Genomic DNA, 20,033 nt, shown 5'->3' with positions numbered 1-20,033 from the left:
GATCGATCTCGCCGGCGCAGCCATCTTCCGCATCCGCATGATCCGCGGTGGCCCGCCCGACTCCGACTATCTGAAACGGAGATTGGAGCGCGACAATTGTCCGATCGAACTGCAGCCCATCAGCTTCATGCCGCGTTCGACCTCGACCCGCATCTGCTCGAGCGCCCTTTCGACACCCGGTTGGCCGGCCGCCGCCAGAGGAAACATATAGTAACGGCCAATGCCGACGGCCTTGGCCCCGAGCGACAGTGCCTTCAGCACATGAGTGCCGCGCTGCACACCACCATCCATGATGACGTCGATCTTGTCGCCGACGGCATCGACGACCTCGGCAAGCTGGTCGAATGCCGCCCGCGAGCCATCCAACTGCCGCCCGCCATGGTTGGACAGTACGATGCCGCTGCAGCCGATATCGACGGCGCGTCTGGCATCCTCCACCGACATGATACCCTTGAGGCAGAACGGACCCGACCACTGCCTGACCATCTCGGCGACATCGTTCCAGGTCATCGACGGATCGAGCATCTCGGTGAAGTAGCGGCTGATCGACATCGTGCCGCCGCCCATGTCGACATGTTCGTCGAGCTGCGGCAACTTGAAGCCCTCATGGGTGAAATAGTTGATTGTCCAAGCCGGCTTCAGCGCGAACTGCGCCATGCCGGCAAGGTTGAGTTTGAAGGGAATGGCAAAGCCAGTGCGTTTGTCGCGTTCGCGATTGCCCCCGGTGATGCTGTCGACGGTCAGCATCATCACTTCTACGCCAACCTGCCTTGCCCGCTGCATCATCGCCCGGTTGAGGCCGCGATCTCGGTGGAAGTAGAACTGGTAGATCTGCGGGCTGCCGCTGATCCTGCGCACCTCCTCGAGGCTGACGGTGCCGAGCGTGGAAACACCGAACATCGTGCCGTATTTCGCCGCGGCTTTGGCGACCGCCCTCTCGCCCTGATGGTGGAAAAGCCGCTGCAGGGCAGTCGGCGAGCAATAGAACGGCATAGCCAATTTCTGGCCCATGACGGTCACCGACATGTCGATCTCGCTCACCCCGCGCAGGACGTTGGGGACCAGGTCACAGCTTTCGAAACTTGCGGTGTTGCGGCGATAAGTGACCTCGTCATCGGCCGCGCCATCGATGTAATTGAAGATCGGCCCCGGCAGCCTTTGCTGTGCCATCCGCCGGAAATCGGAAAAATTGTGACAGTCGCTGAGCCGCATCATCGATTTCCAAGGCCATGGCGGACGAAGCCTTTGCCACTGTTGAAATATCAACCAGATGCGGCCATGCCAACGGACTAATTGTTGAACTCTCGTAGAGCACGGCCGTGAACACGAAAAGGGGCGCCTGAAGCGCCCCTCTCTGCCGAGATTGCCGGCGAAGCCTTACATGCCGAGGTCGGAACGCAGCTCGGCCCTGGCCACCTCATATTCGGCCTTGAAATCGTCCCGGTTGAGCAGGACCGCGGCAATGACGCTGCCGGAAATCTTGCCCATCTCGACATCGGACGGATAATGGATGCCGCCGACAACGCGGTTGTGGGCGTATTCGGCCGCGCGCGCCATGATCTCGGCGCGCCTCTCCGGAACCATGTCGGCAAGGATGATGCCGATCATGGTGCCGACAGTGGCGTGGCCGGATGGCCAGGAGCCCGAGCTCGACAGCTTGACCGCCGGCTTGACGAGATCGCTGAGCTGGTGCGGGCGCGGACGCTTCCAGATATCCTTGGCCGGGTCGACGACAGCACCTTCGGTGGCCACGACGCGATCGAAGAAGGCGCTGAATTTCGGCAGCTTTTCCGCACTGAAATTCGGCCCCATCACATCGGCGAAGCGCCAGACATTCTCTTCGGCATCGGCGACGGCGCGGGCTTCCATTTCGGGCGTACGCGTCACCTGCAGCGTCAGCACCTCGCCGAGTTCGGCCTTGGTCTCGGCCGAATCGTTCGCCGGTGGAGGCGGCAGGATCATCGTCAGGTCGACGTCCTTGTTGGTGACGAAGGGTTTTGCGTCTTCCGCCTGCGCGGCCGAGCCGATGACCAGCAGCAGCAGACCAGCCGCGAGCGATGCGTATTTCTTCATGGAGCGATCCTTTGTTCGAGAATGCCGCAGGATCGCCAGATGCGGTGACGGCCATGTGACATGATCGTCACCGGACGCAAAAAGGGCGCCTCTCGGCGCCCCCTGCATTTCGCTATGTCCGCCCCACTCAGTGGGCGATGGCTTCCCACACCTTGCGCTTGGTCAGATAGACCAGCGCGCCGAACAGCAGTAGGAACACCAGCACGCGGAAACCCATCTTCTTGCGGTCTTCCATGTGCGGCTCGGCGGCCCATGTCAGGAAGGCGGCCACGTCGCGGGAATACTGGTCGACGGTCTGCGGCGAGCCGTCATCATAGGTCACCTGGCCGTCGGAGAGCGGCTTGGGCATCTTCAGCGACACGCCCGACATGAAATACGGGTTGTAGTGCGTACCCTCCGGGATGACCATTCCGGCCGGCGGCGTTTGATCGTAGCCGGTCAGCAGCGAATGGATATAGTCGGGGCCGCCCGCGTCATACTGGGTGAAGATGTCGAAGACGAACTGCGGAAAGCCGCGCTCGACGCCGCGCGCCTTGGCCAGCAGCGACATGTCCGGCGGCGCAGCGCCACCGTTGGAGGCAGCGGCAGCTTCTTCGTTGGCGAACGGCGCCGGGAAATGGTCTGACGGCTTGCCGGGACGGTCGAACATGTCGCCGGCATCGTTGGGGCCGTCATGGATGGTGTATTCGGCGGACAGCGTCTTGATCTGCGCGTCACTGTAGCCGAGGTCCGAAAGCGTGCGGAACGCCACCAAATTCATCGAGTGGCAGGCCGAGCAGACTTCCTTGTAGACCTTCAGGCCGCGTTGCAGCTGCGCCTTGTCATAGGTGCCGAACGGGCCGGTGAAGCTCCAGCTCATTTCCTTCGGCTCGTTGATCGGAAAATGCGTCGGTGCGGCCGCATTGTGCGCCTCTTCGGCGGCGAATGCCGAAGTGCCCGCAGCTCCAACGCCGGCGGCCACAAGGCCGATCAGCGCCAGCGAGGTGAGAATCTTTTTCATGCCAAATCCCCTTAGATTCTCTACCGCTCTGTCTTCCTGTTTGAGCATGATCTCTGGACAAACGGTTCCGTTTGTCCGGGAAAACCGGTTCCCACTTTTCGGGATCATGCTCTAGCCCTTGGTCTCTGGTGCGGCCGTGGCGCCCGCCGGATGCCCGCTGCCGCCCTTGTTCTTCTCGAGCACCGCCTCGGTGATCGAGTTCGGCACCCTGCGTGGCGTCTCGATCAGGCCCAGCACCGGCAGCGCGATCAGGAAGAAGGCGAAGTAGAACAGCGTCGCCATCTGCGCCATGAACACATAGCTGCCTTCCGCCGGCTGCGAGCCCAGCCAGCCGAGCAGGATGGCATCGGCCACGAACAGCCAGAAGAACAGCTTGTACCAGGGCCGGTAGACCGCCGAGCGCACCTTGGAGGTGTCGAGCCACGGCACCAGGAACAGCATGACGATGGCGCCGAACATGCACAGCACGCCGCCGAGCTTGGAGTTGATCGGCCCGATGTTGAAGGTGATGGCGCGCAGGATCGCGTAGAACGGCAGGAAGTACCATTCCGGCACGATATGGGCGGGGGTCTTCAGCGGGTTGGCGACCGTGTAATTGTCGGGATGGCCGAGATAGTTCGGCAGGTAGAAGACGAAATAGGCGAAGAAGAACAGGAACACGATCATGCCGAACGCGTCCTTGATGGTCGCGTAAGGGGTGAAGGCGACGGTGTCGGTCTTCGATTTGACCTCGATGCCGGTCGGGTTCGACTGGCCCACGACATGCAGCGCCCAGACGTGCAGCACGACGACACCGGCGATCATGAAGGGCAGCAGGTAATGCAGCGCGAAGAAGCGGTTGAGCGTCGGGTTGTCGACGGCGAAGCCGCCCAGCAGCAACTGCTGGATCCAGTCGCCGACCAGCGGAATGGCGCTGAAGAACCCGGTGATGACGGTGGCGCCCCAGAAGCTCATCTGTCCCCATGGCAGCACGTAGCCCATGAAGCCGGTCGCCATCATCAGGAGGTAGATGATGCAGCCGAGGATCCAGAGCAGTTCGCGCGGCGCCTTGTAGGAGCCGTAATAGAGGCCACGGAAGATGTGGATATAGACGGCGACGAAGAAGAACGAGGCGCCGTTGGCATGCATGTAGCGCAGCAGCCAGCCGGAATTGACATCGCGCATGATCTTCTCGACCGAGCCGAAGGCGAGATTGGTGTCGGCCGTGTAGTGCATGGCCAGCACGATGCCGGTCAGGATCTGCGCCACCAGCATGATCGACAGGATGCCGCCGAAGGTCCACGCATAGTTGAGGTTGCGCGGCACCGGATAGGCGACGAAGCTGTCATAGACCAGCCGCGGCAGCGGCATGCGGGCGTCGAACCAGCGTTCGATACCGGTCTTGGGCGTGTAGGTCGAGTGTCCCTCGCTCATCGAAATATCCCCTGCCTCAACCGATAAGGATCTTGGTATCGGAAATGAACTTGAATACCGGTACAGCCATGTTCTCGGGCGCCGGGCCTTTGCGGATGCGGCCGGCGGTATCGTATTGCGAGCCGTGGCACGGGCAGAACCAGCCGCCGAAATCGCCTTCCTGGCCGAGCGGAATGCAGCCCAGATGGGTGCAGACCTGAACCATCACCATCCAGGCTTCCTTGCCGGGCGTGGTGCGGTTGGCGTCGGTCGCCGGCGCGTCGGCCGGAAGGTTGGCATTGCGGGCGATCGGATCCTTGAGATCGGAGAGCTTGACGGCCTCGCCGTCCTTCATTTCCTGTTCGGTGCGGTTGCGCACCACGACCGGCTTGCCGCGCCACTTGACGATCAAGGACATGCCCGGTGTCAGCGAGGCAACATCGACCTCGACCGAGGCAAGCGCCAGCGTCGAGGCATCGGGGCGCATCTGGTCGATGAAGGGCCAGGCAACGGCGCCGGCGCCGACCACGGCTGCCATGCCGGTGGCGACGTAGAGAAAATCTCGACGGTTGGGATCGTGGGTATCGGTTGCGCTCACGGGTGCCTGATCCTTTCGCCTCTTCCGCGCCGGTGGCCGAGCCTGTTCCCCGCTCAATCACGCCAACCCGACAGCGCATGGCGAACAGGCTAGCGAATTCCTCCGGCATTTGGACTTCGGTTTATGCGTGAAGCCCGTTTTTGTCCAGACGGGTGAAGGCACAAGGGCAGATTGTCGCGGGGACAAAATCCGCCACTGCGCGGCAAGGCGGCGAATGGTCGCAAAAGGCGGCTAAACAACCGGGAAACAACCGCAAATCCAATGCCCCGGTTCGCCTCGACACGGGATGCCGGTGTGATCTATCCTTCCTTGCATGGCACACGTCATCGATCGCGAGGAATGGGCTGTTCGCCCCGACCGCTGGAAGGGTGAACTGCAGTGCGGCGCCTATGGCTCCAACTCCTGCCTGATCTTCAATCACCTGCCCGATGTCGGCGGCGGACCGCGGCTGCACTCCCATCCCTACGCGGAGATCTTCATCATCCGCCAGGGCACCGGCCTGTTCACGGTCGGCGACCAGGAAATCGAGGCCACCGCCGGCCAGATCCTGATCGTGCCGCCTCACACGCCGCATAAATTCACCAATCTCGGCCCGGGTCCGCTGGAAACGACGGACATCCACGAGAACGGTACGTTCATCACCGAATGGCTGGAGTGAATCCGGCATAGCCCTGTCGAGTTCCCGATTGCCGCCTAGATCTATGGCATGGGCGGCGGGCCAGGACGTGCAGGACATGCGAACCTCAAACATCGAAATCGAAGGGCTGAGCATCGCGATCCGCGAGGCAGGCCCGGCCGATGCGCCTGCCTTCCTCCTGCTGCATGGATGGCCGCAAAGCTCATATGCGTTCGAACCGGCGATCGGCCGGCTGGCTGCCGATTACCGGGTCGTCGCACCCGACCTGCCTTGCATCGGCGGCTCGCAAGGCATGCCCAAGGCAGGCGACAAGAAAACCCTGGCGAGGCTGATGAGGGGCGTTGCCGAGGCTTGCGGGCTGCGCCAACTCGTGGCCGCCGGCCATGATGTCGGCGGCCAGATCGTGTTCGCTCTGTTGCGTGACCATCCCGACAGGCTTTCTGGCGCGGCGATCATGGATGTCGTCGTTCCGGGTGTCGCGCCGTGGGAGGAGGTCATTCGCAATCCGATGATCTGGCATTTTGCATTCCATGCCGTCCCGGCATTGCCGGAAACGCTGGTGAGCGGCCATCAGAGCACCTATTTCGACTTCTTCTTCAATGCGCTTTCGAAGGATCGGGCATCGATCCCCGCGCAGGCCAGGGAAATCTATGCAAGAGCCTATTCCCGGCCGGAAAGCCTTCAGGCCGGCTTCGACTGGTACCGCGCCTTCCCCGAAGACGCCAAGGCCAACGCGCTTCCGCCCACCCAGCCGATCGCGATCCCGGTGCTGTATCTGAGGGGGTCGGCCGAGGCCGGCGACATCGACGACTATGTCGACGGGCTGCGGGCGGCCGGGCTGTCGAACGTCGAGGGCGACATCATCGCCGACAGCGGACACTTCGTCGCCGACGAGAACCCCGAAGCGCTCGCCGTCCGCCTGGCGAGATTTCACAGGGAAATCCGCGCTGCAGGCTCCGGCCCTACATGGCGCCAAGCCTGACCAGCACGGCCTTCGGGATGTTGTATTCGCGGATGACGGCATCATGCCTGCGCAGCCCGCACAGTTCGCGCTGGATGAAGTAGGCGTGCACTGCCTTGGCGGCATCCTTCAGGAGCATCGAGCGTATCTGTTCGTCGGCATTGTCACGCAGCCTTGCCAGCGTTTCCTCGACCTTCTGCCCGGCGCGGCCGAGCGCGGCCGCCTTCTCGGCTAGGATCTCGTGGCCAAGCGCATCGAAAGCGGCTTCGGCAGCGGCAGCGCTCGTCGAACCAGAAGGGGGGCGTAGAGACATCAGCGGGCCTCCAAGTCCTTAGCTTCGGGAAAAGATAAAATAGGGCCGAAATCATATCTCCAAAAATCGACCGCGGAAATAACGTGTCCATCCGAGAACGCGGACACTAAGACGCCCATACCGTCGACATCCGTGTAGGCAAAATCGGAGATCAGTCGCGCCTTAGTTGTCAAGGAATGGCCAACAGCTACAGCTTCGAAGCTTCCCATGTCCCCATCGTCCATTTTTGTAAAGGAGACTGCTGCCGGCACGGAAAGTCCAGAATGGTCGGAGAGGAACTTAAGCAATTCCAACCGGAGCTCATTGAGCACTTCAGTCTCTAGCGGCAAGACAATAGCCATCAAACCTACTCCGCCGGCCGTGTCTCTTCCAGCACGCTTTCCTCGTGATAGAGGAAGCCGCCGGACTGCCGTTTCCACAGCCGCGCATAAAGACCGTCGAGCGCCACCAGTTCGTCATGCGTGCCTTGCTCGACGATGCGGCCGCCATCGAGCACCACCAGGCGATCGAGGGCGGCGATCGTCGACAGCCGGTGGGCGATGGCGATCACGGTCTTGTCCTGCATCAGCCGCGTCAAATTTTCCTGGATCGCCGCCTCGATGTCGGAATCGAGCGCCGAGGTCGCCTCGTCGAGGATCAGGATTGGCGCATCCTTGAGGAAGACACGTGCGATTGCGACGCGCTGGCGCTGGCCTCCCGAAAGCTTGACGCCGCGCTCGCCGACAAAGGCCTCGTAGCCGGCCCGGTCCCTGTTGTCGCGCAGGCCAAGGATGAACTCGTGCGCCTCGGCCTTCTTCGCCGCCGCGATCACCTCCGCATCGGTCGCATCGGGCATGCCGAGCTTGATGTTGTCGCGCAACGAGCGATGGAACAGCGCCGTGTCCTGGCTGACGACGCCGATATTGGCGCGCAGTGAATTCTGCGTAACGTCCGAAACGTCCTGGCCGTCGATGGTGATCGAGCCGCTCTCCAAATCGTAGAGCCGCAGGATCAGATTGGCGAGCGTCGTCTTGCCGGCACCCGACGGTCCGACCAGCCCGACCTTCTCGCCCGGCTTGACGACAAGGTCGATGCCGTTCAGCACACCGAAGCCCTTGCCGTAGTGGAACTCGACGTTTTTCACGTCGATGCGGCCGCCGGCCACGACAAGCTCTTTCGCATCGGGCGCGTCGATGAGCCCGAGCGGCTGCGAGATCAGCGCCTTGGAGTTCTCCAGCACGCCGAGGTTCCGCAAGATGCTGTTGAGCTGCATCATCAGCCGGCCGAGCAGCATGTTGAGCCGCAGCACCAGCGACAGCGTGAAGGCGACCGCGCCGACGGTGATCGAGCCCTCGACCCAGAGATAGACGGCAAAACAGCCGATCGCCGTGATCATGATGCCCGACAGCGTCGTCAGCGCCATGCGCACGCCGGTCAGCCGGCGCGTGAAAGGGCGCAGCGCGTCGAGATAGATGTCGAAGCCGTTCCTGATGTAGCGGTCGTCGCCGTCGGCCGAAAACAGCTTCAGCGTCTGCACGTTGGAATAGGAATCGACGATGCGTCCGGTGATCATCGAGCCGGCCTCGGCGGTCGCCTCGGCATGCTTGCGGATCGCCGGCAGATAGAGTTTTGCCAGCCAGCCGAACGCGGTGATCCAGATCACCACCAGGACAGCGAGCCTGAGATCGAGCCCGGCGACCAGCGCCAGCGTCGTCACCGTGTAGACGACCATGAACCAGACGACCTCGATGAAGCTCTCCATCAGGTCGCCGGTCGCTTGCCCCGCCTGCCACACCTTGGTCGCGATGCGGCCGGCGAAATCATTCTGGAAGAAGGCGTAGGATTGGCGCGAAACGTGCCTGTGCGCCTGCCAGCGCACCAGATTGTAGAAGCCCGGCGTGATCGTCTGTTCGTCGACCAGCGCCGACAGGCCGACGACGATGGTGCGGACGACCAGCACCACCACGATCATGAACACCAGCTCCGGGCCGGCGGCGGTCCACAGCGCATGCCAGCTGCGCTCGGCGGGAAGCTGGTCGAGAATATCGACCAGCCGCCCGACGAAGTAGAACAGGCCCGCCTCGACCAGCGGTGCGATGCCGCCGATGACCAGCATGGCGAAGAAGGCGAACTTCGCCTGCCCGACATAGTGCCAGAGAAAGCCGGTGACGCTTGAAGGTGGCCGAAGGCTCGACGGCTCCCTGAACGGATAGACCCAGTTCTCGAACCAGCGATAGACGGCTGTCATCATGCGGCGGTCATCATTCTGCGGCTTGCCCCTTGGCACCGATGTCGTTGGCAACGAGGTCGTTGGCGGCGTCGACGGAGCTTTCCTCGAGCAGGAAGCCGCCCGACTGGCGTTGCCAGAGCTGCGCATAGAGCCCGCCCTTGGCGACCAGTTCGTCGTGCGAACCCTCCTCGATGACGCGGCCCTGGTCCATCACCACCAGCCTGTCCATCGCCGCGATGGTCGACAGCCGGTGCGCGATGGCGATGACGGTCTTGCCTTGCATGAGCTTGTAGAGATTCTCCTGGATGGCCGCTTCCGCCTCGGAATCCAGCGCCGATGTCGCCTCGTCAAGGATAAGTATAGGCGCATCCTTCAACATAACGCGAGCAATGGCGATGCGTTGCCGCTGGCCTCCGGACAATTTGACCCCACGATCGCCGACATGGGCGTCGAACCCTTTGCGGCCATTGTGGTCCGAAAGCCCGCCGATGAAATCCAGCGCCTCGGCCCGCCGCGCCGCCTCGACAAGCATCTCGTCCGACGCATCGGGCCGGCCATAGAGGATGTTGTCGCGCACCGAACGATGCAGCAGCGAGGTGTCCTGCGTGACCATGCCGATCTGGGCACGCAGCGAATCCTGCTTCACACCGGCGATCTCCTGGCCATCGATCAGGATCCGGCCGCTCTCCAGGTCGTAGAAGCGCAGGAGCAGATTGACCAGCGTCGACTTGCCGGCACCCGAGCGGCCGACGATGCCGACCTTCTCGCCCGGCTTCACCGCCAGCGACAGGCTCTCGATGACCCCCTTCTGCTTGCCGTAATGGAAACGGATGACCTCGAAGCGGATTTCACCACGGGAAACGGCGATCTCCTTCGCACCGGGCTTGTCCTCGACCAGGCGCGGCAGCGAGATCGAGGCAATGCCGTCCTGCACCGTGCCGATGTTCTCGAACAGGCCCGACATTTCCCACATAATCCACTGCGACATGCCCCACATCCTGAGCACCAGGCCGATGACCACGGCCACCGCGCCGATCGTCACCGCTTGCCCCATCCACAGCCACAGCGAGATGGCGGTGACCGAGAACAGCAGCAAAGCGTTCAGTATGTAGAGCGAACCGAAAAGCACCGTCACCAGCCGCATCGACCGGTAGACCGTGTCGAGGAAGCCCATCATGCCTTCCCTGGCGAAGGAGGCCTCGCGGCGCGAATGGCTGAACAGCTTGACCGTCTGGATGTTGGTGTAGCTGTCGACGACGCGGCCCGTCATGGTCGAGCGCGCATTGGCCTGCTCCTCGCCGACCTTGCCGAGGCGCGGGATGAAAAAGCGCAGCAACAGGATGTAACCGACCAGCCAGACGCCCAGCGGCGCCGCCAGCCGCCAGTCGGCCGAGCCGACGATGAACAGCATGCCGAGGAAATAGACGATGACGTAATTCAGCACGTCGATCACCTTGATGACGCATTCGCGCACGGCGAGTGCCGTCTGCATCAGCTTGGTGGCGATGCGGCCGGCGAACTCGTCCTGGTAGAAGCTCATCGATTGCTTGAGCAGGTAACGGTGCACCTGCCAGCGGATGCGCATCGGATAATTGCCCATCAGCGTCTGCTGGTTGAGCAGCGAATGCAGCCAGACGGTGCCCGGCAGCGCGAACAGCACGATGAAGGCCATGCCGGCGAGCTTCCACCCTTCCGTCTGCAGGAAGGTTTCGCGGTTCTGCCCCGACAGCCAGTCGACGATGCGGCCAAGGAAACCGAACATCCACACTTCCGCGATAGCGATGGCCGTCACCAGCACCGCATCGGTCAGGATATAGGGCCATGCCCCGCGCGTATAATGCAGGCAGAAGGCCACCAGCGTCTTGGGCGGCTCGACCGGTTCCGCTGCGGGGAATGGATCGAGCCTTCTTTCAAACCAGCTAAACAACAACATAGGTCATGCTCGTGAAATCTGTTTCCCGCTTACGCGGCGTGGCGACGTACGAAGTCCCCGGGCCGTGTGGCGCCGAGGGCCGACGGTCCGGAATCATCCGGACCGCCGGCCCTGCTTCGCGCTATATAGGGGCTCGCGGGCTTTTCGCCGACAGGCTCGTTTGTCGATCCTGACGGTGCGGTGTCGACGAGCCGGATTTTCGCGCCCGGCCGGATCAGCCGGATAATCCGGCGCACCAGCGAGGGCCGGCCCGGGTCGGGAACCGCACGCGAAAAATCGACATCCGGCAGCATGCCGCGATGCGGCCGGCGGCGGACTTCGGCGTGGACTGCCGACGAATAGGTTTCGCCGATCAGCAGAGCCCAGGTCGCCATCTTGCGCTCGTGCAGGCTTCTTGAACCGGGTATTCTGTAGGGATCGAACATTGGTCCGTCCTCCATGTGAAGATGTGATAAAAAAGGCGAAGCAAGTTCGACCACCGGCATTCGGCCGGAGGTGCGCATTGCCTCGGTCAGGGCATGACTGAACGAATCGGTCTGGACACGACTGAAGGAGTCGGTCCGGACAAGACAAGTGTCGGTCCGGACATGCTCAGCTTGGGCGTTCAGCCCTTTTGACTTTTTGAAAAACATCGCAGGATTCCTTCGAGTGCCGAAAAATCGTTTCGGCGGGAATCGGTGCGATCAAGTCTTAGAGAGTCAGGAGAATCGTCGTACCGAAACCGCCGTGGGGCGTACTGGCCCACAGGAGAGGCGCTGGATGTGCATGGTCATCATGAGTTACCCCTCCATCGGTTCGGGTTGACAATGCCGGCCGTATACCCGACTTCGCAGAAAATGGCCACCCGCAGGTCCAGGAATTTCCAAAACCGCGAGGTCGCTGTGGCCGATCTGCCACTTATTAGAAAGACGCGGAAATGAACTGTCGTCTCCGCATCGCGCTCTACCAGCCTGACATCGCCGGCAATACCGGGACAATCCTGCGCTTCGCCGCTTGCCTCGGCCTTGGCGTCGACATCATCGAACCGGCCGGCTTCCCGCTCTCCGACAAAGCGCTCAGACGCGCCGGCATGGACTACCTCGAAATGGCTGCCCTGACCCGGCATGTCGACTGGGACGCCTTCGAGGACTGGCGCAAGGTGCATGCGAAACGGCTGGTGCTTCTGTCGACCAAGGCCACGGCCCCTTACACCGAATTCGCCTTCGCCCGTGGCGACATCCTCCTGTTCGGCCGCGAATCCGCAGGCGTGCCGGATCCGATCCATCAGGCCGCGGACGCGCGGCTGACCATCCCCATGCAGGGTGGCGCGCGCAGCATCAACGTCGCGCTTTCCGTCGCCATGGTGGCTGGCGAAGCCGTCCGGCAGCTCGGATAGCGGTTCGCCGGCAACGCCGTTTCCAGTCATTTTCACCCAGACGCACATCGCCTTCTCCTGTCATTTGCTCCATCGGCCTTTCTTCGCTACAAGCTCAACTTAACTTGAGGTCAAGCGGAAAATGGGAAATGGCTCCAGCAGCGGAACTGACGGTCGGCCAGGTGGCCATGCGCAGCGGCGTGGCTGTATCGGCATTGCACTTCTACGAGGCGCGCGGGCTGATCCGCAGCCACCGCACATCAGGCAACCAGCGCCGCTACGGCCGCGACGTGCTGCGGCGGGTGGCGATCATCAAGGTCGCGCAGGAGGTCGGCATCTCGCTGGCCGAGATTGGCGAAGCACTTGAATCATTACCTGAAGGCCGCACGCCGACGCGCGAGGATTGGAATCTGCTTTCAACGGCTTGGCGCGATAGCCTCGACCAGAAGATCAGCCAGCTAAAGAAGCTGCGCGACGGCCTGACCGACTGTATCGGCTGCGGCTGCATGTCGATCGACAAATGTCCGCTCAGGAACAAGGGCGACAAGCTGGCAAGGGAAGGAACGGGCGCGAGGCGGCTGGTTCTTCCTTCTCCCCGTTCACGGGGAGAAGGTGCCTGAAAGGCGGATGAGGGGCAGCGCGAACATTGAAAGGTTCGCGCTGCCCCTCATCTGCCTGCCGGCCCTCTCCTCGTAAACGGGGCGGGGGAATCCTAATCAGCCGCCGGCAACCGCCTGATGGTGAATTCGATCAAATCCCCCGGCCGTTCGAACCAGCTTTCGATCTCGGTCCAGTAGGCCTGCTTGGGAAAACGCTCGAACCATTCCTTGGCCTTGAGCCGCGCATCGGAGCGCGGCAGCACGAAGGTCTCGCGCAGGAAACCGTCGCGCGGCATGCGCTCGCGTTCGGCTCGGCTTTGGTCGAGCCTTTTCTTCAGGCCATCCAGCGGCGGTCTTGCCGGGGTGCGCACGAAACCACTCCTTGCACCTGGCGCATGACCCCGAAAGCGGGTTCGGAAAGGATCATGCGCAAAACCAAAGTGACTTGACCCTGTCCCTTAAGAGATTAGGGATCGCGCCCGGAAAAGACGAGTCTTTTGTCGACTCGGCCGACCCGCAACCGGAGACAGCACTTGGAACGACCTGAAATGCCACTTGGCCTGCCCGCCGACATCGAAGAGAAGAAGATGAAGGCACGGCTGTGGTTCGAGGCCTTGCGCGAACGCATCTGCGGCGCCTTCGAGCAGATCGAGCAGGATCTCCAGGGCCCGCTGGCCTCATGGTCGCCGGGCCGCTTCGAAAAGACGCCCTGGGAGCGTGACCAGGGCAAGGGCGGCGGCGGCACCATGTCGATGATGCATGGCCGCGTCTTCGAGAAGGTCGGCGTCCACACCTCGACCGTTTATGGCGAGTTCTCGCCCGAATTCAGGAAGCAGATACCCGGCGCCGAGGAAGATCCGCGCTTCTGGGCGTCCGGCATTTCGCTGATCGCGCATCCTTGGAACCCCAACGTCCCGGCCGTGCACATGAACACGCGCATGGTCGTCACTTCCAGCCATTGGTTCGGCGGCGGTGCCGATCTGACCCCGGTGCTCGACCGCCGCCGCACACAGGACGATCCCGATAGCATCGCTTTCCACCGCGCCATGCAGTTCGCTTGCGAAAAGAACGCTGATGTCGCCGACTACCCGAAATTCAAGACCTGGTGCGACGAGTACTTCTATCTGCCGCACCGCAACGAGCCGCGCGGCACCGGCGGCATTTTCTTCGACTGGCTGCATTCGGCGCAGGACAAAGGCGGCTGGAATGCCGATTTCAACTTCGTCCAGGATGTCGGGCGATCTTTCCTGGTCGTCTACGGCCATCTCGTGCGCGCCAACTTCAACGAGAACTGGACCGACGGCGACCGCGACGAACAGCTCATCCGCCGTGGCCGCTATGTCGAATTCAACCTGCTTCACGATCGCGGCACCATCTTCGGCCTGAAAACCGGCGGCAATGTCGCGTCGATCCTGTCCAGCCTGCCGCCAGAGGTCCGCTGGCCGTAACAAGATGGTGAGCGTGATGTGAGCCGTATTGATGTCCCATTCCCGGCGAAATGGGCATGGAATGTGGCACGGGGTCCTGCGAAAATTTCTTTTTCGTCTAATAGGCACTTGAAAAGATTGGTCTAATTCTTGTGCCGGGTCGGGAAGCGCCGGTGGTTTGCTGAGCGCAATTCCGAGAAAGTGGGAAACGGGTTTTCCGTTCGGAATTGCGTCGAAACAAGCGGGCCGCGACTCGACGCAACCGGACGGCCCAAGACGATGCGGGACACCTCGTCAAAAGGATGCCCGCTCTTTCCAGGAGTACTTTGCGATGCGCAAGATCATTGTTTCGGCCGCCGCGGCGGCCTTGCTCGCTTCCGGTTCGGTAGCATTCGCCGCCGTCAAGCACACCACCGGCACGGTCAAGACCTTCGACGCGACAGCCATGAGCCTGGTTCTTGACAACGGATCATCTTTTACGCTTCCCAGCACCTTCAAGGATCCTGGCCTGAAGGTCGGTGAAAAAGTCAGAATCTCATGGGACACGAGCGGCAAGAACAAGATTGCCGAGTCGGTCAAGATCATGAAGTGACGACCAACCCGCCCGGGCTGGACGAGACGATGTCCGGCCCTGCCCTGGGCCAAGCGTAAGAGGGCGGAGCGGAACCGCTCCGCCTTTTTGTGGTTGACCGCAACCAATATCACCCCATCTGTGTTATGCTTTCCACCCGCTCAGGCTGCGAAAGTCCAAGCCCGGAATTCGGAACCTTGGCCAAGAAAGCACCGGAGCCTCGCCCAGGCTCCACGGAGGAAAAAGGGAGAAATCCGATGAAGGAATTCCACTGCGGGTCGCTCGTTCCCGGCTGTGACTGGCACACCCGTGCCGGCGAGGAAGCCGAGGTGATGCGCCGTGCCGTCGAGCATATGCGCGAGACACATGGCGAGACGATCATCCGCGAGACGATGATCGAGGCGATTCGTTCACGCATCGAGAAAGTCCGCGACGCCGCGTAAGCTGTGCGCCGACCTTGACGCCCGCCATTCGCTTTGGCGTTGTGGGCGCTTTGATACATGGCACCGCACCTGCTCCGTATTGCGACGACGAGATGTTGCAGGAAATCGCTTCGACGCGGTGCACGTCACCTTGTGAGTAAAAAAATATATTCCCTCCAGCTAAAATAAACCCCGCGGTAACCCAACCGGTGCCACTGTCGGCCGGACAATCCGGGTACTGTGGGCTGCCAGAGAAGCCCGTCGCCACCAGGCACTGATCCGGATCGGTGGGGTGGTGAGGTGGGTTCGCGCATGGGCGAAAAGTCCGGCAGTCGACTGAGCTCCTGCACAATGGCGCTCGTTTCGTGCGCGCTCATTGGCGCATCGCCGGTTGTTGCCCAGGAATTGACGACATCGTTGGTCGACGTCCATCAGGGCTCGCCGCTCAGCGATCGCGCGCGAGGCTTGGGCAATGGCGGTTACGAATTGCAGAGCGGAAACCGGGTATCGTTCAACCAATGGTACCGCGCAAGCTGGGTCGATATGCACGTGGACCTCATCACCCAGATCACCCAGGACACCGGCATCCTTTGGGGATTTGGGACCGGGGAACAGGGCGAGAAATACAGGATCGAGCCCAGCCTCAAGCTTGGTTTCCTCACCCAGGTGCATCCGAGCCCGAACAGCACCCTTTCCCTGTCGCTTACCACCGTGATCGGCGGCAAACTCACCGAAAAATCCTGCCAGGCCGACTATGGCGACCTCGGTACCTACAGCGTCAATTGCCGGCTTGCGGCCAGCCAGATGGCTCCTGAGGAAACGTTGAAATATCTGGTTAACGCTAAACCGGAGAGCCAGCATCTGTGGCTGAACTACCGTGTTACTTTCTGATCGCCGAAGGCCATGGATTGAAAAACCGCGGTTCGCGATCGCCCGTACCAGTTTCTTGTTTGATCGGAGTAGGAACATGCCAGCTAGACATTTGAAATTCGGTATCGCCATGGCCTTCGCCATGCTGTCGGCGCCGATCGCGTCGGCCCAGCAGGCCCCCGATGCCGACGAGATGGCCGCGCTGTGCCATGGCGGCCTGTCCATATGCGTAAGCGCAAAGATCCCGGCCGCGCGCACGCAAGCAGCAACAACACCAGGGTGGATGAGCCCCGACGTCGGTGCCGCGTGGGCCGCGGGTTACAAGGGCAAGGGCGTCACGATTACGATCGTTGACGATTTTTCCAGTACATCGCGGTTCTCCGGCAACTTTGGCATTGGGGTGCAGACCCAGCGGCACGGCGAATGGACACGCGAAGAAGCCTCCATGATTGCCCCCTTGGCAACCATAAGGTCGAAAGACTTCACAACCAGCTCGGCGGTGACGCTGGCGCCTGGCCTGAACGTGCTCAATCTGAGTTATGGCATGTACGCTACAGCGGGCTACAGCCCGAACCAGATTGGATGGAGCGCCGAGGAGGCTTCGATCATCTCTTATGCCACCAGAGGGTCAGCCGTTGTCTCCAAGGCAGCCGGCAACGACTCCGTTGCCGTGGGCGGTGTCACCAATGGCCAGCAGGACTATCTCGACCTCGCCCTGGTCGGCAAAGCGTCAGCGATCTTCGTCGGTGCGCTGTCAACGAACGGCACGACGTCAAACCCGGCCCAGCTCGCCTGGTACTCCAACTACGCCGGATCCAATCCGCTTGTGCAAAGCCATTTCCTTGTAGTCGGTGTCGACGGGAGCAAGACGGGCCTTTATGGCACGTCCTTCGCCGCGCCGATCATTTCAGGCTATGCGGCGATCATCGGCAGTAAATTCACCAAGGCCACGCCGACCCAGATCACCAACGATCTGCTCAACACGGCTCGTACCGACACGCTGGTCAACTATAGCGCCTCCACCTACGGCAAGGGCGAAGCAAGCCTTTCGCGTGCCTTGGCTCCCGTGGCCATCAGGTAGATGGGCCGCGCTTCGTGTACGATATTCGAGCCAGGCTCTAGGGTTCAAGGGCCTTCGCGGCGCGTTCGAGCAACGCGCCGCGATCAGGCGCAAATCCCGCTTCGATCCATTCCGCCTCGAGGTTCTTGAGGATTTCGCCGAGCTTCGGCCCAGGCTTGGCGCCAAGTGCGGTCAGATCGGCGCCTTTCAGCGGAAACGACGGCTTCTCCCATTTGAGCGCAAAGGCGAGCAGGCGCGAGAAACCGCCGGCTTCGAGCAGTGCGTCATTGTCGTCGACGGCACGCACCCGCGCCGAGGCGAGCGACAGCCGCAGGCGATCGACAAAGCCTTGCCGATCGCCACGATAGAGCCGCTTGGCCAGTTCGCCCTCGGTCGTCTTCGGCTCGACGGCAGCCGTCAGCCCCCAGTGGCGCAGGCGGTCAGCTTCCGCGGTCGACAGTTTCAGTCGCTCTGCCAGTATTTTCATGCGCGCCGCATCCGGCGGCACGATCGCCTCCAGCCGCAGCATCGCGTCGGCCGGCCAGCCCAGATCCTTCTCGGCCTTGGCCAGCCCGTGAATGGCGTCGATGCCCCATCTCTCGCTTTCCGGCAGCGCCGCGGTCAGGACACCGGCCTGCCGCATCCACAGCAGCGCCCGCGATGGGTCCGGCGCCGACAGAAGCCTCTTCAATTCTGACCAGACGCGCTCGGCGGACAGCTGTGCGAGCCCGTCCTTCAACCGCGCGCAGGCCTTCAGCCCTTCGGCGTCCGGCCGCCCTTCGCCATACCAGGCGAAAAAGCGGAAAAAGCGCAGGATACGCAGGTAATCCTCGCGGATACGTGCTTCCGGATCGCCGATGAAGCGCAGCCGCCGTGCCTCGATGTCGGCGATGCCGCCGACCAGGTCGACAACCTTGCCATTGGCCTCGGCATAGAGCGCGTTGATGGTGAAATCGCGCCGCTCGGCGTCGAGCTTCCAGTCGCGGCCGAACGAGACCTTGGCGCGGCGGCCATCGGTCTCGATATCGGCGCGCAAGGTGGTGATTTCATAGGGCTTGCCGCCTGCGACCACAGTAATGGTACCGTGCTCGATACCGGTTGGCACCGGCTTGAAACCTTGCGCCTGGGCGCGGCGGATGGTTTCCTCAGGCAAACAGGTTGTGGCGATGTCGGTGTCGGCGACCGGCTGGCCCATCAGCGTGTTGCGCACCGCGCCACCGGCAATACGCGCCTCTTCACCGCCCTCGGTGAGAGCGGCGAGCAGGCGCTGCAGATGCTTGTCGGCGAGCCAGTCGGCCCTGCCCGCGATCGAAACACTCACGCATAGAGCCTTTCATAGAGCGTACGGATGATGCCGGCGGTGACGCCCCAGATGCGCCGATCACCATAAGGCATGTCGTAGAAGAACCATTCGAGATCGTTCCACATGCGGCTGTCGCGCTTGTGGTTGGCCGGGTCCATCAGGAAGCGCAGCGGCACCTCGAAGGCGGCGTCGACTTCATCGGCGTTCAAGGCGAGCTGGAAACCGGGCCGCACGATGCCGAGCACCGGCGCGATGCGGTAGCCGCTGCCGGCGACATAATCGGGCATGCGTCCGAGGATCTCGATGCGATCCTGGCCAAGGCCGATCTCCTCGAAGGTCTCGCGCAGTGCCGCGGCTTCCGGGCTCGCGTCGGCGGCATCGATGGTGCCGCCGGGAAAAGCCACCTGCCCCGAATGGTTGCGCAGCTTTTCGGCCCGCTTGGTCAGGAGAACCGTCGCCTCGCCTTCGTGATCGACAACCGGGATCAGCACCGCCGCGTTGCGCAGCGCCTTGCCTTGGTTGAGGCGCGGATGGCCCGGATTGAAGCGGTGATCGCCATAATCGTCGCTGGCATGGGCCTGCGGCTGCGCGGCGAAGCGCGCGCGAAAATCCGCCGATGAAAACGGCATCGGTGACACCTGGTCCATCACGCGCTCAGCCGCTTCAGTTGATCCGCCGGCATGATCGCAAACACCGCTCCCCTGGAGCGCACGGCGAACATCATCCTGCCGTCGATCTCGATCTCCTCGGCATGCTCGACCAGTTCGTACATGACCGGCCGCGCCACCAGCGCCTCCAGCCTGCCGCGCACCAGCACATAGGGCTTCAATCCGCCGGTCTCATTCTCGTCGACGAAGCGCAGCGGCCGCTCCGGCCCGGCCTCGACGACATCTCCGACATTGGTGCGGAAGGTGATGACTTGCTGGTCGCCGCTGCCCGAAACGTCCATTTCGACGGCGATGAAGGGCGCATCGGCGACCCGGATGCCGACCTTTTCCACCGGCGTCACCAGATAGGTCCTGCCGTCGGCATCCTTGCGCAGCACGGAAGAGAAAAGCTGCACCAGCGGCATGCGCCCGATCGGCGTACCCAGATAGAACCAGGTGCCGTCGGCCTTGATCTCCATGTCGAGATCGCCGCAAAAGTCGGGATTCCAGCGCTCGACCGGCGCCGCCCCCTTGCCGGCACGTGCCGCACGCGAGATCAGCGCCTCCAGGCCGCGCGCCTCGGTGGCATCGGTAAGGCGCTGTTCGCGATGTTCGAAGTGTTCCGACATGGTCACGAAATAGTCACTGTTGTTCCGCTTGTCAG

Annotated in this window: 23 protein-coding genes; 9 read left to right on the top strand and 14 right to left on the bottom strand. The window is 62.4% G+C overall.

Going from position 1 to position 20,033, the window contains the following annotated elements:
* Positions 1 to 66: 66 nt before the first annotated feature.
* From FJ978_RS25395 to petA, 5 genes are all read right to left on the bottom strand, one after another.
* Entirely contained in the window at positions 67 to 1,212 is a 1,146-nt protein-coding gene (locus FJ978_RS25395; protein ID WP_181176768.1) for an alpha-hydroxy acid oxidase, read from the bottom strand.
* Positions 1,213 to 1,377: 165 nt separating this feature from the next.
* The gene (locus FJ978_RS25390) at positions 1,378 to 2,073 is read right to left on the bottom strand and encodes a phosphatase PAP2 family protein (protein WP_140574847.1); all 696 of its coding nucleotides are present in this window, start codon (positions 2,071 to 2,073) and stop codon (positions 1,378 to 1,380) included.
* 127 nt (positions 2,074 to 2,200) lie between these two features.
* A complete protein-coding gene (locus FJ978_RS25385; protein ID WP_140574845.1) occupies positions 2,201 to 3,073 on the bottom strand; it encodes a cytochrome c1 in 873 nt (290 codons plus the stop codon).
* A 111-nt stretch (positions 3,074 to 3,184) separates the two neighbouring features.
* Complete coding sequence (locus tag FJ978_RS25380) at positions 3,185 to 4,486, bottom strand: cytochrome b N-terminal domain-containing protein (protein WP_013893470.1); 1,302 nt, start codon at positions 4,484 to 4,486, stop codon at positions 3,185 to 3,187.
* Positions 4,487 to 4,502: 16 nt separating this feature from the next.
* On the bottom strand, positions 4,503 to 5,063 hold the full coding sequence (gene petA, locus FJ978_RS25375; RefSeq protein ID WP_013893469.1) for a ubiquinol-cytochrome c reductase iron-sulfur subunit: 561 nt from the start codon (positions 5,061 to 5,063) through the stop codon (positions 4,503 to 4,505).
* A gap of 313 nt (positions 5,064 to 5,376) precedes the next feature.
* Between petA and FJ978_RS25370 the strand changes: the two genes are divergently transcribed.
* Both FJ978_RS25370 and FJ978_RS25365 read left to right on the top strand, forming a co-directional pair.
* Positions 5,377 to 5,721 carry a cupin domain-containing protein gene (locus tag FJ978_RS25370; protein ID WP_023768030.1) on the top strand — a complete coding sequence of 115 codons (345 nt, stop codon included), beginning with the start codon at positions 5,377 to 5,379 and terminating at the stop codon, positions 5,719 to 5,721.
* A 76-nt stretch (positions 5,722 to 5,797) separates the two neighbouring features.
* Positions 5,798 to 6,682, top strand: coding sequence for an alpha/beta hydrolase (locus FJ978_RS25365; protein ID WP_140574843.1), 885 nt, complete (start codon positions 5,798 to 5,800; stop codon positions 6,680 to 6,682).
* On the opposite strand, the gene FJ978_RS25360 is transcribed toward FJ978_RS25365, so the two are convergent.
* From FJ978_RS25360 to FJ978_RS25340, 5 genes are read right to left on the bottom strand one after another with little or no spacing between them, the layout of a single operon-like run.
* Positions 6,663 to 6,974 (bottom strand): DUF6665 family protein, encoded by a 312-nt coding sequence (locus FJ978_RS25360; RefSeq protein WP_140574842.1) that lies wholly within the window; start codon positions 6,972 to 6,974, stop codon positions 6,663 to 6,665. The genes FJ978_RS25365 and FJ978_RS25360 overlap by 20 nt on opposite strands.
* Positions 6,974 to 7,315: a hypothetical protein gene (locus FJ978_RS25355; RefSeq protein WP_013893465.1), complete on the bottom strand. Its 342-nt coding sequence runs from the start codon at positions 7,313 to 7,315 to the stop codon at positions 6,974 to 6,976. Before FJ978_RS25355 ends, FJ978_RS25360 begins: the two co-directional genes overlap by 1 nt.
* A 5-nt stretch (positions 7,316 to 7,320) precedes the next feature.
* Positions 7,321 to 9,204 carry an ABC transporter ATP-binding protein gene (locus FJ978_RS25350; protein WP_140574841.1) on the bottom strand — a complete coding sequence of 628 codons (1,884 nt, stop codon included), beginning with the start codon at positions 9,202 to 9,204 and terminating at the stop codon, positions 7,321 to 7,323.
* Positions 9,205 to 9,214: 10 nt separating this feature from the next.
* Positions 9,215 to 11,116 carry an ABC transporter ATP-binding protein gene (locus tag FJ978_RS25345; RefSeq protein WP_140574840.1) on the bottom strand — a complete coding sequence of 634 codons (1,902 nt, stop codon included), beginning with the start codon at positions 11,114 to 11,116 and terminating at the stop codon, positions 9,215 to 9,217.
* Between the two features lie 29 nt (positions 11,117 to 11,145).
* Positions 11,146 to 11,541 (bottom strand): hypothetical protein, encoded by a 396-nt coding sequence (locus FJ978_RS25340; protein WP_013893462.1) that lies wholly within the window; start codon positions 11,539 to 11,541, stop codon positions 11,146 to 11,148.
* A 491-nt stretch (positions 11,542 to 12,032) separates the two neighbouring features.
* Between FJ978_RS25340 and FJ978_RS25335 the strand changes: the two genes are divergently transcribed.
* Entirely contained in the window at positions 12,033 to 12,491 is a 459-nt protein-coding gene (locus tag FJ978_RS25335) for a tRNA (cytidine(34)-2'-O)-methyltransferase (protein WP_013893461.1), read from the top strand.
* 128 nt (positions 12,492 to 12,619) lie between these two features.
* Entirely contained in the window at positions 12,620 to 13,090 is a 471-nt protein-coding gene (gene soxR, locus FJ978_RS25330; RefSeq protein WP_140574839.1) for a redox-sensitive transcriptional activator SoxR, read from the top strand.
* 92 nt (positions 13,091 to 13,182) lie between these two features.
* Here soxR and FJ978_RS25325 read toward each other — a convergent pair whose 3' ends face one another.
* The gene (locus tag FJ978_RS25325) at positions 13,183 to 13,440 is read right to left on the bottom strand and encodes a hypothetical protein (protein ID WP_013893458.1); all 258 of its coding nucleotides are present in this window, start codon (positions 13,438 to 13,440) and stop codon (positions 13,183 to 13,185) included.
* A gap of 162 nt (positions 13,441 to 13,602) precedes the next feature.
* Here FJ978_RS25325 and hemF point away from each other — a divergent pair, with 162 nt between their 5' ends.
* The 5 genes from hemF (at position 13,603) to FJ978_RS25300 (ending at position 17,440) form a co-directional block, all read left to right on the top strand.
* A complete protein-coding gene (gene hemF / locus FJ978_RS25320) occupies positions 13,603 to 14,517 on the top strand; it encodes an oxygen-dependent coproporphyrinogen oxidase (RefSeq protein ID WP_140574838.1) in 915 nt (304 codons plus the stop codon).
* A gap of 310 nt (positions 14,518 to 14,827) precedes the next feature.
* On the top strand, positions 14,828 to 15,088 hold the full coding sequence (locus tag FJ978_RS25315; RefSeq protein WP_013893456.1) for a DUF1344 domain-containing protein: 261 nt from the start codon (positions 14,828 to 14,830) through the stop codon (positions 15,086 to 15,088).
* A 236-nt stretch (positions 15,089 to 15,324) separates the two neighbouring features.
* Complete coding sequence (locus tag FJ978_RS25310) at positions 15,325 to 15,510, top strand: DUF1059 domain-containing protein (protein WP_013893455.1); 186 nt, start codon at positions 15,325 to 15,327, stop codon at positions 15,508 to 15,510.
* A 291-nt stretch (positions 15,511 to 15,801) separates the two neighbouring features.
* Entirely contained in the window at positions 15,802 to 16,380 is a 579-nt protein-coding gene (locus tag FJ978_RS25305; RefSeq protein WP_013893454.1) for a hypothetical protein, read from the top strand.
* A 109-nt stretch (positions 16,381 to 16,489) separates the two neighbouring features.
* Entirely contained in the window at positions 16,490 to 17,440 is a 951-nt protein-coding gene (locus FJ978_RS25300) for a S8 family serine peptidase (RefSeq protein ID WP_224731126.1), read from the top strand.
* Between the two features lie 37 nt (positions 17,441 to 17,477).
* On the opposite strand, the gene FJ978_RS25295 is transcribed toward FJ978_RS25300, so the two are convergent.
* From FJ978_RS25295 to FJ978_RS25285, 3 genes are read right to left on the bottom strand one after another with little or no spacing between them, the layout of a single operon-like run.
* Positions 17,478 to 18,740 (bottom strand): CCA tRNA nucleotidyltransferase, encoded by a 1,263-nt coding sequence (locus FJ978_RS25295; RefSeq protein ID WP_140574837.1) that lies wholly within the window; start codon positions 18,738 to 18,740, stop codon positions 17,478 to 17,480.
* Positions 18,737 to 19,369 (bottom strand): CoA pyrophosphatase, encoded by a 633-nt coding sequence (locus FJ978_RS25290; RefSeq protein ID WP_140574836.1) that lies wholly within the window; start codon positions 19,367 to 19,369, stop codon positions 18,737 to 18,739. Before FJ978_RS25290 ends, FJ978_RS25295 begins: the two co-directional genes overlap by 4 nt.
* Positions 19,369 to 19,998, bottom strand: a complete 630-nt coding sequence (locus tag FJ978_RS25285) for a DUF1285 domain-containing protein (protein ID WP_140574890.1) — start codon at positions 19,996 to 19,998, stop codon at positions 19,369 to 19,371. Before FJ978_RS25285 ends, FJ978_RS25290 begins: the two co-directional genes overlap by 1 nt.
* Positions 19,999 to 20,033: the final 35 nt, after the last annotated feature.

Origin of the sequence: Mesorhizobium sp. B1-1-7, assembly GCF_006442705.1 — a bacterium.
In the GTDB taxonomy this organism is placed as follows: Bacteria; Pseudomonadota; Alphaproteobacteria; order Rhizobiales; family Rhizobiaceae; genus Mesorhizobium; species Mesorhizobium opportunistum.
The sequence above is the reverse complement of the archived record's forward strand: the minus strand, read 5'-3'. Positions and strand labels throughout refer to the sequence as shown.

Excerpts from the sequence above, each read along its gene's own strand:
- FJ978_RS25395 (WP_181176768.1), bottom strand. The coding sequence starts at position 1,212 with ATGCGGCTCAGCGACTGTCACAATTTTTCCGATTTCCGGCGGATGGCA.
- FJ978_RS25390 (WP_140574847.1), bottom strand. The coding sequence starts at position 2,073 with ATGAAGAAATACGCATCGCTCGCGGCTGGTCTGCTGCTGCTGGTCATC.
- FJ978_RS25385 (WP_140574845.1), bottom strand. The coding sequence starts at position 3,073 with ATGAAAAAGATTCTCACCTCGCTGGCGCTGATCGGCCTTGTGGCCGCC.
- FJ978_RS25380 (WP_013893470.1), bottom strand. The coding sequence starts at position 4,486 with ATGAGCGAGGGACACTCGACCTACACGCCCAAGACCGGTATCGAACGC.
- FJ978_RS25370 (WP_023768030.1), top strand. The coding sequence starts at position 5,377 with ATGGCACACGTCATCGATCGCGAGGAATGGGCTGTTCGCCCCGACCGC.
- FJ978_RS25365 (WP_140574843.1), top strand. The coding sequence starts at position 5,798 with ATGCGAACCTCAAACATCGAAATCGAAGGGCTGAGCATCGCGATCCGC.
- FJ978_RS25360 (WP_140574842.1), bottom strand. The coding sequence starts at position 6,974 with ATGTCTCTACGCCCCCCTTCTGGTTCGACGAGCGCTGCCGCTGCCGAA.
- FJ978_RS25355 (WP_013893465.1), bottom strand. The coding sequence starts at position 7,315 with ATGGCTATTGTCTTGCCGCTAGAGACTGAAGTGCTCAATGAGCTCCGG.
- FJ978_RS25350 (WP_140574841.1), bottom strand. The coding sequence starts at position 9,204 with ATGATGACAGCCGTCTATCGCTGGTTCGAGAACTGGGTCTATCCGTTC.
- FJ978_RS25345 (WP_140574840.1), bottom strand. The coding sequence starts at position 11,116 with ATGTTGTTGTTTAGCTGGTTTGAAAGAAGGCTCGATCCATTCCCCGCA.
- FJ978_RS25340 (WP_013893462.1), bottom strand. The coding sequence starts at position 11,541 with ATGTTCGATCCCTACAGAATACCCGGTTCAAGAAGCCTGCACGAGCGC.
- FJ978_RS25335 (WP_013893461.1), top strand. The coding sequence starts at position 12,033 with ATGAACTGTCGTCTCCGCATCGCGCTCTACCAGCCTGACATCGCCGGC.
- soxR (WP_140574839.1), top strand. The coding sequence starts at position 12,620 with ATGGCTCCAGCAGCGGAACTGACGGTCGGCCAGGTGGCCATGCGCAGC.
- FJ978_RS25315 (WP_013893456.1), top strand. The coding sequence starts at position 14,828 with ATGCGCAAGATCATTGTTTCGGCCGCCGCGGCGGCCTTGCTCGCTTCC.
- FJ978_RS25310 (WP_013893455.1), top strand. The coding sequence starts at position 15,325 with ATGAAGGAATTCCACTGCGGGTCGCTCGTTCCCGGCTGTGACTGGCAC.
- FJ978_RS25305 (WP_013893454.1), top strand. The coding sequence starts at position 15,802 with ATGGGCGAAAAGTCCGGCAGTCGACTGAGCTCCTGCACAATGGCGCTC.
- FJ978_RS25300 (WP_224731126.1), top strand. The coding sequence starts at position 16,490 with ATGGCCTTCGCCATGCTGTCGGCGCCGATCGCGTCGGCCCAGCAGGCC.
- FJ978_RS25290 (WP_140574836.1), bottom strand. The coding sequence starts at position 19,369 with ATGGACCAGGTGTCACCGATGCCGTTTTCATCGGCGGATTTTCGCGCG.
- FJ978_RS25285 (WP_140574890.1), bottom strand. The coding sequence starts at position 19,998 with ATGTCGGAACACTTCGAACATCGCGAACAGCGCCTTACCGATGCCACC.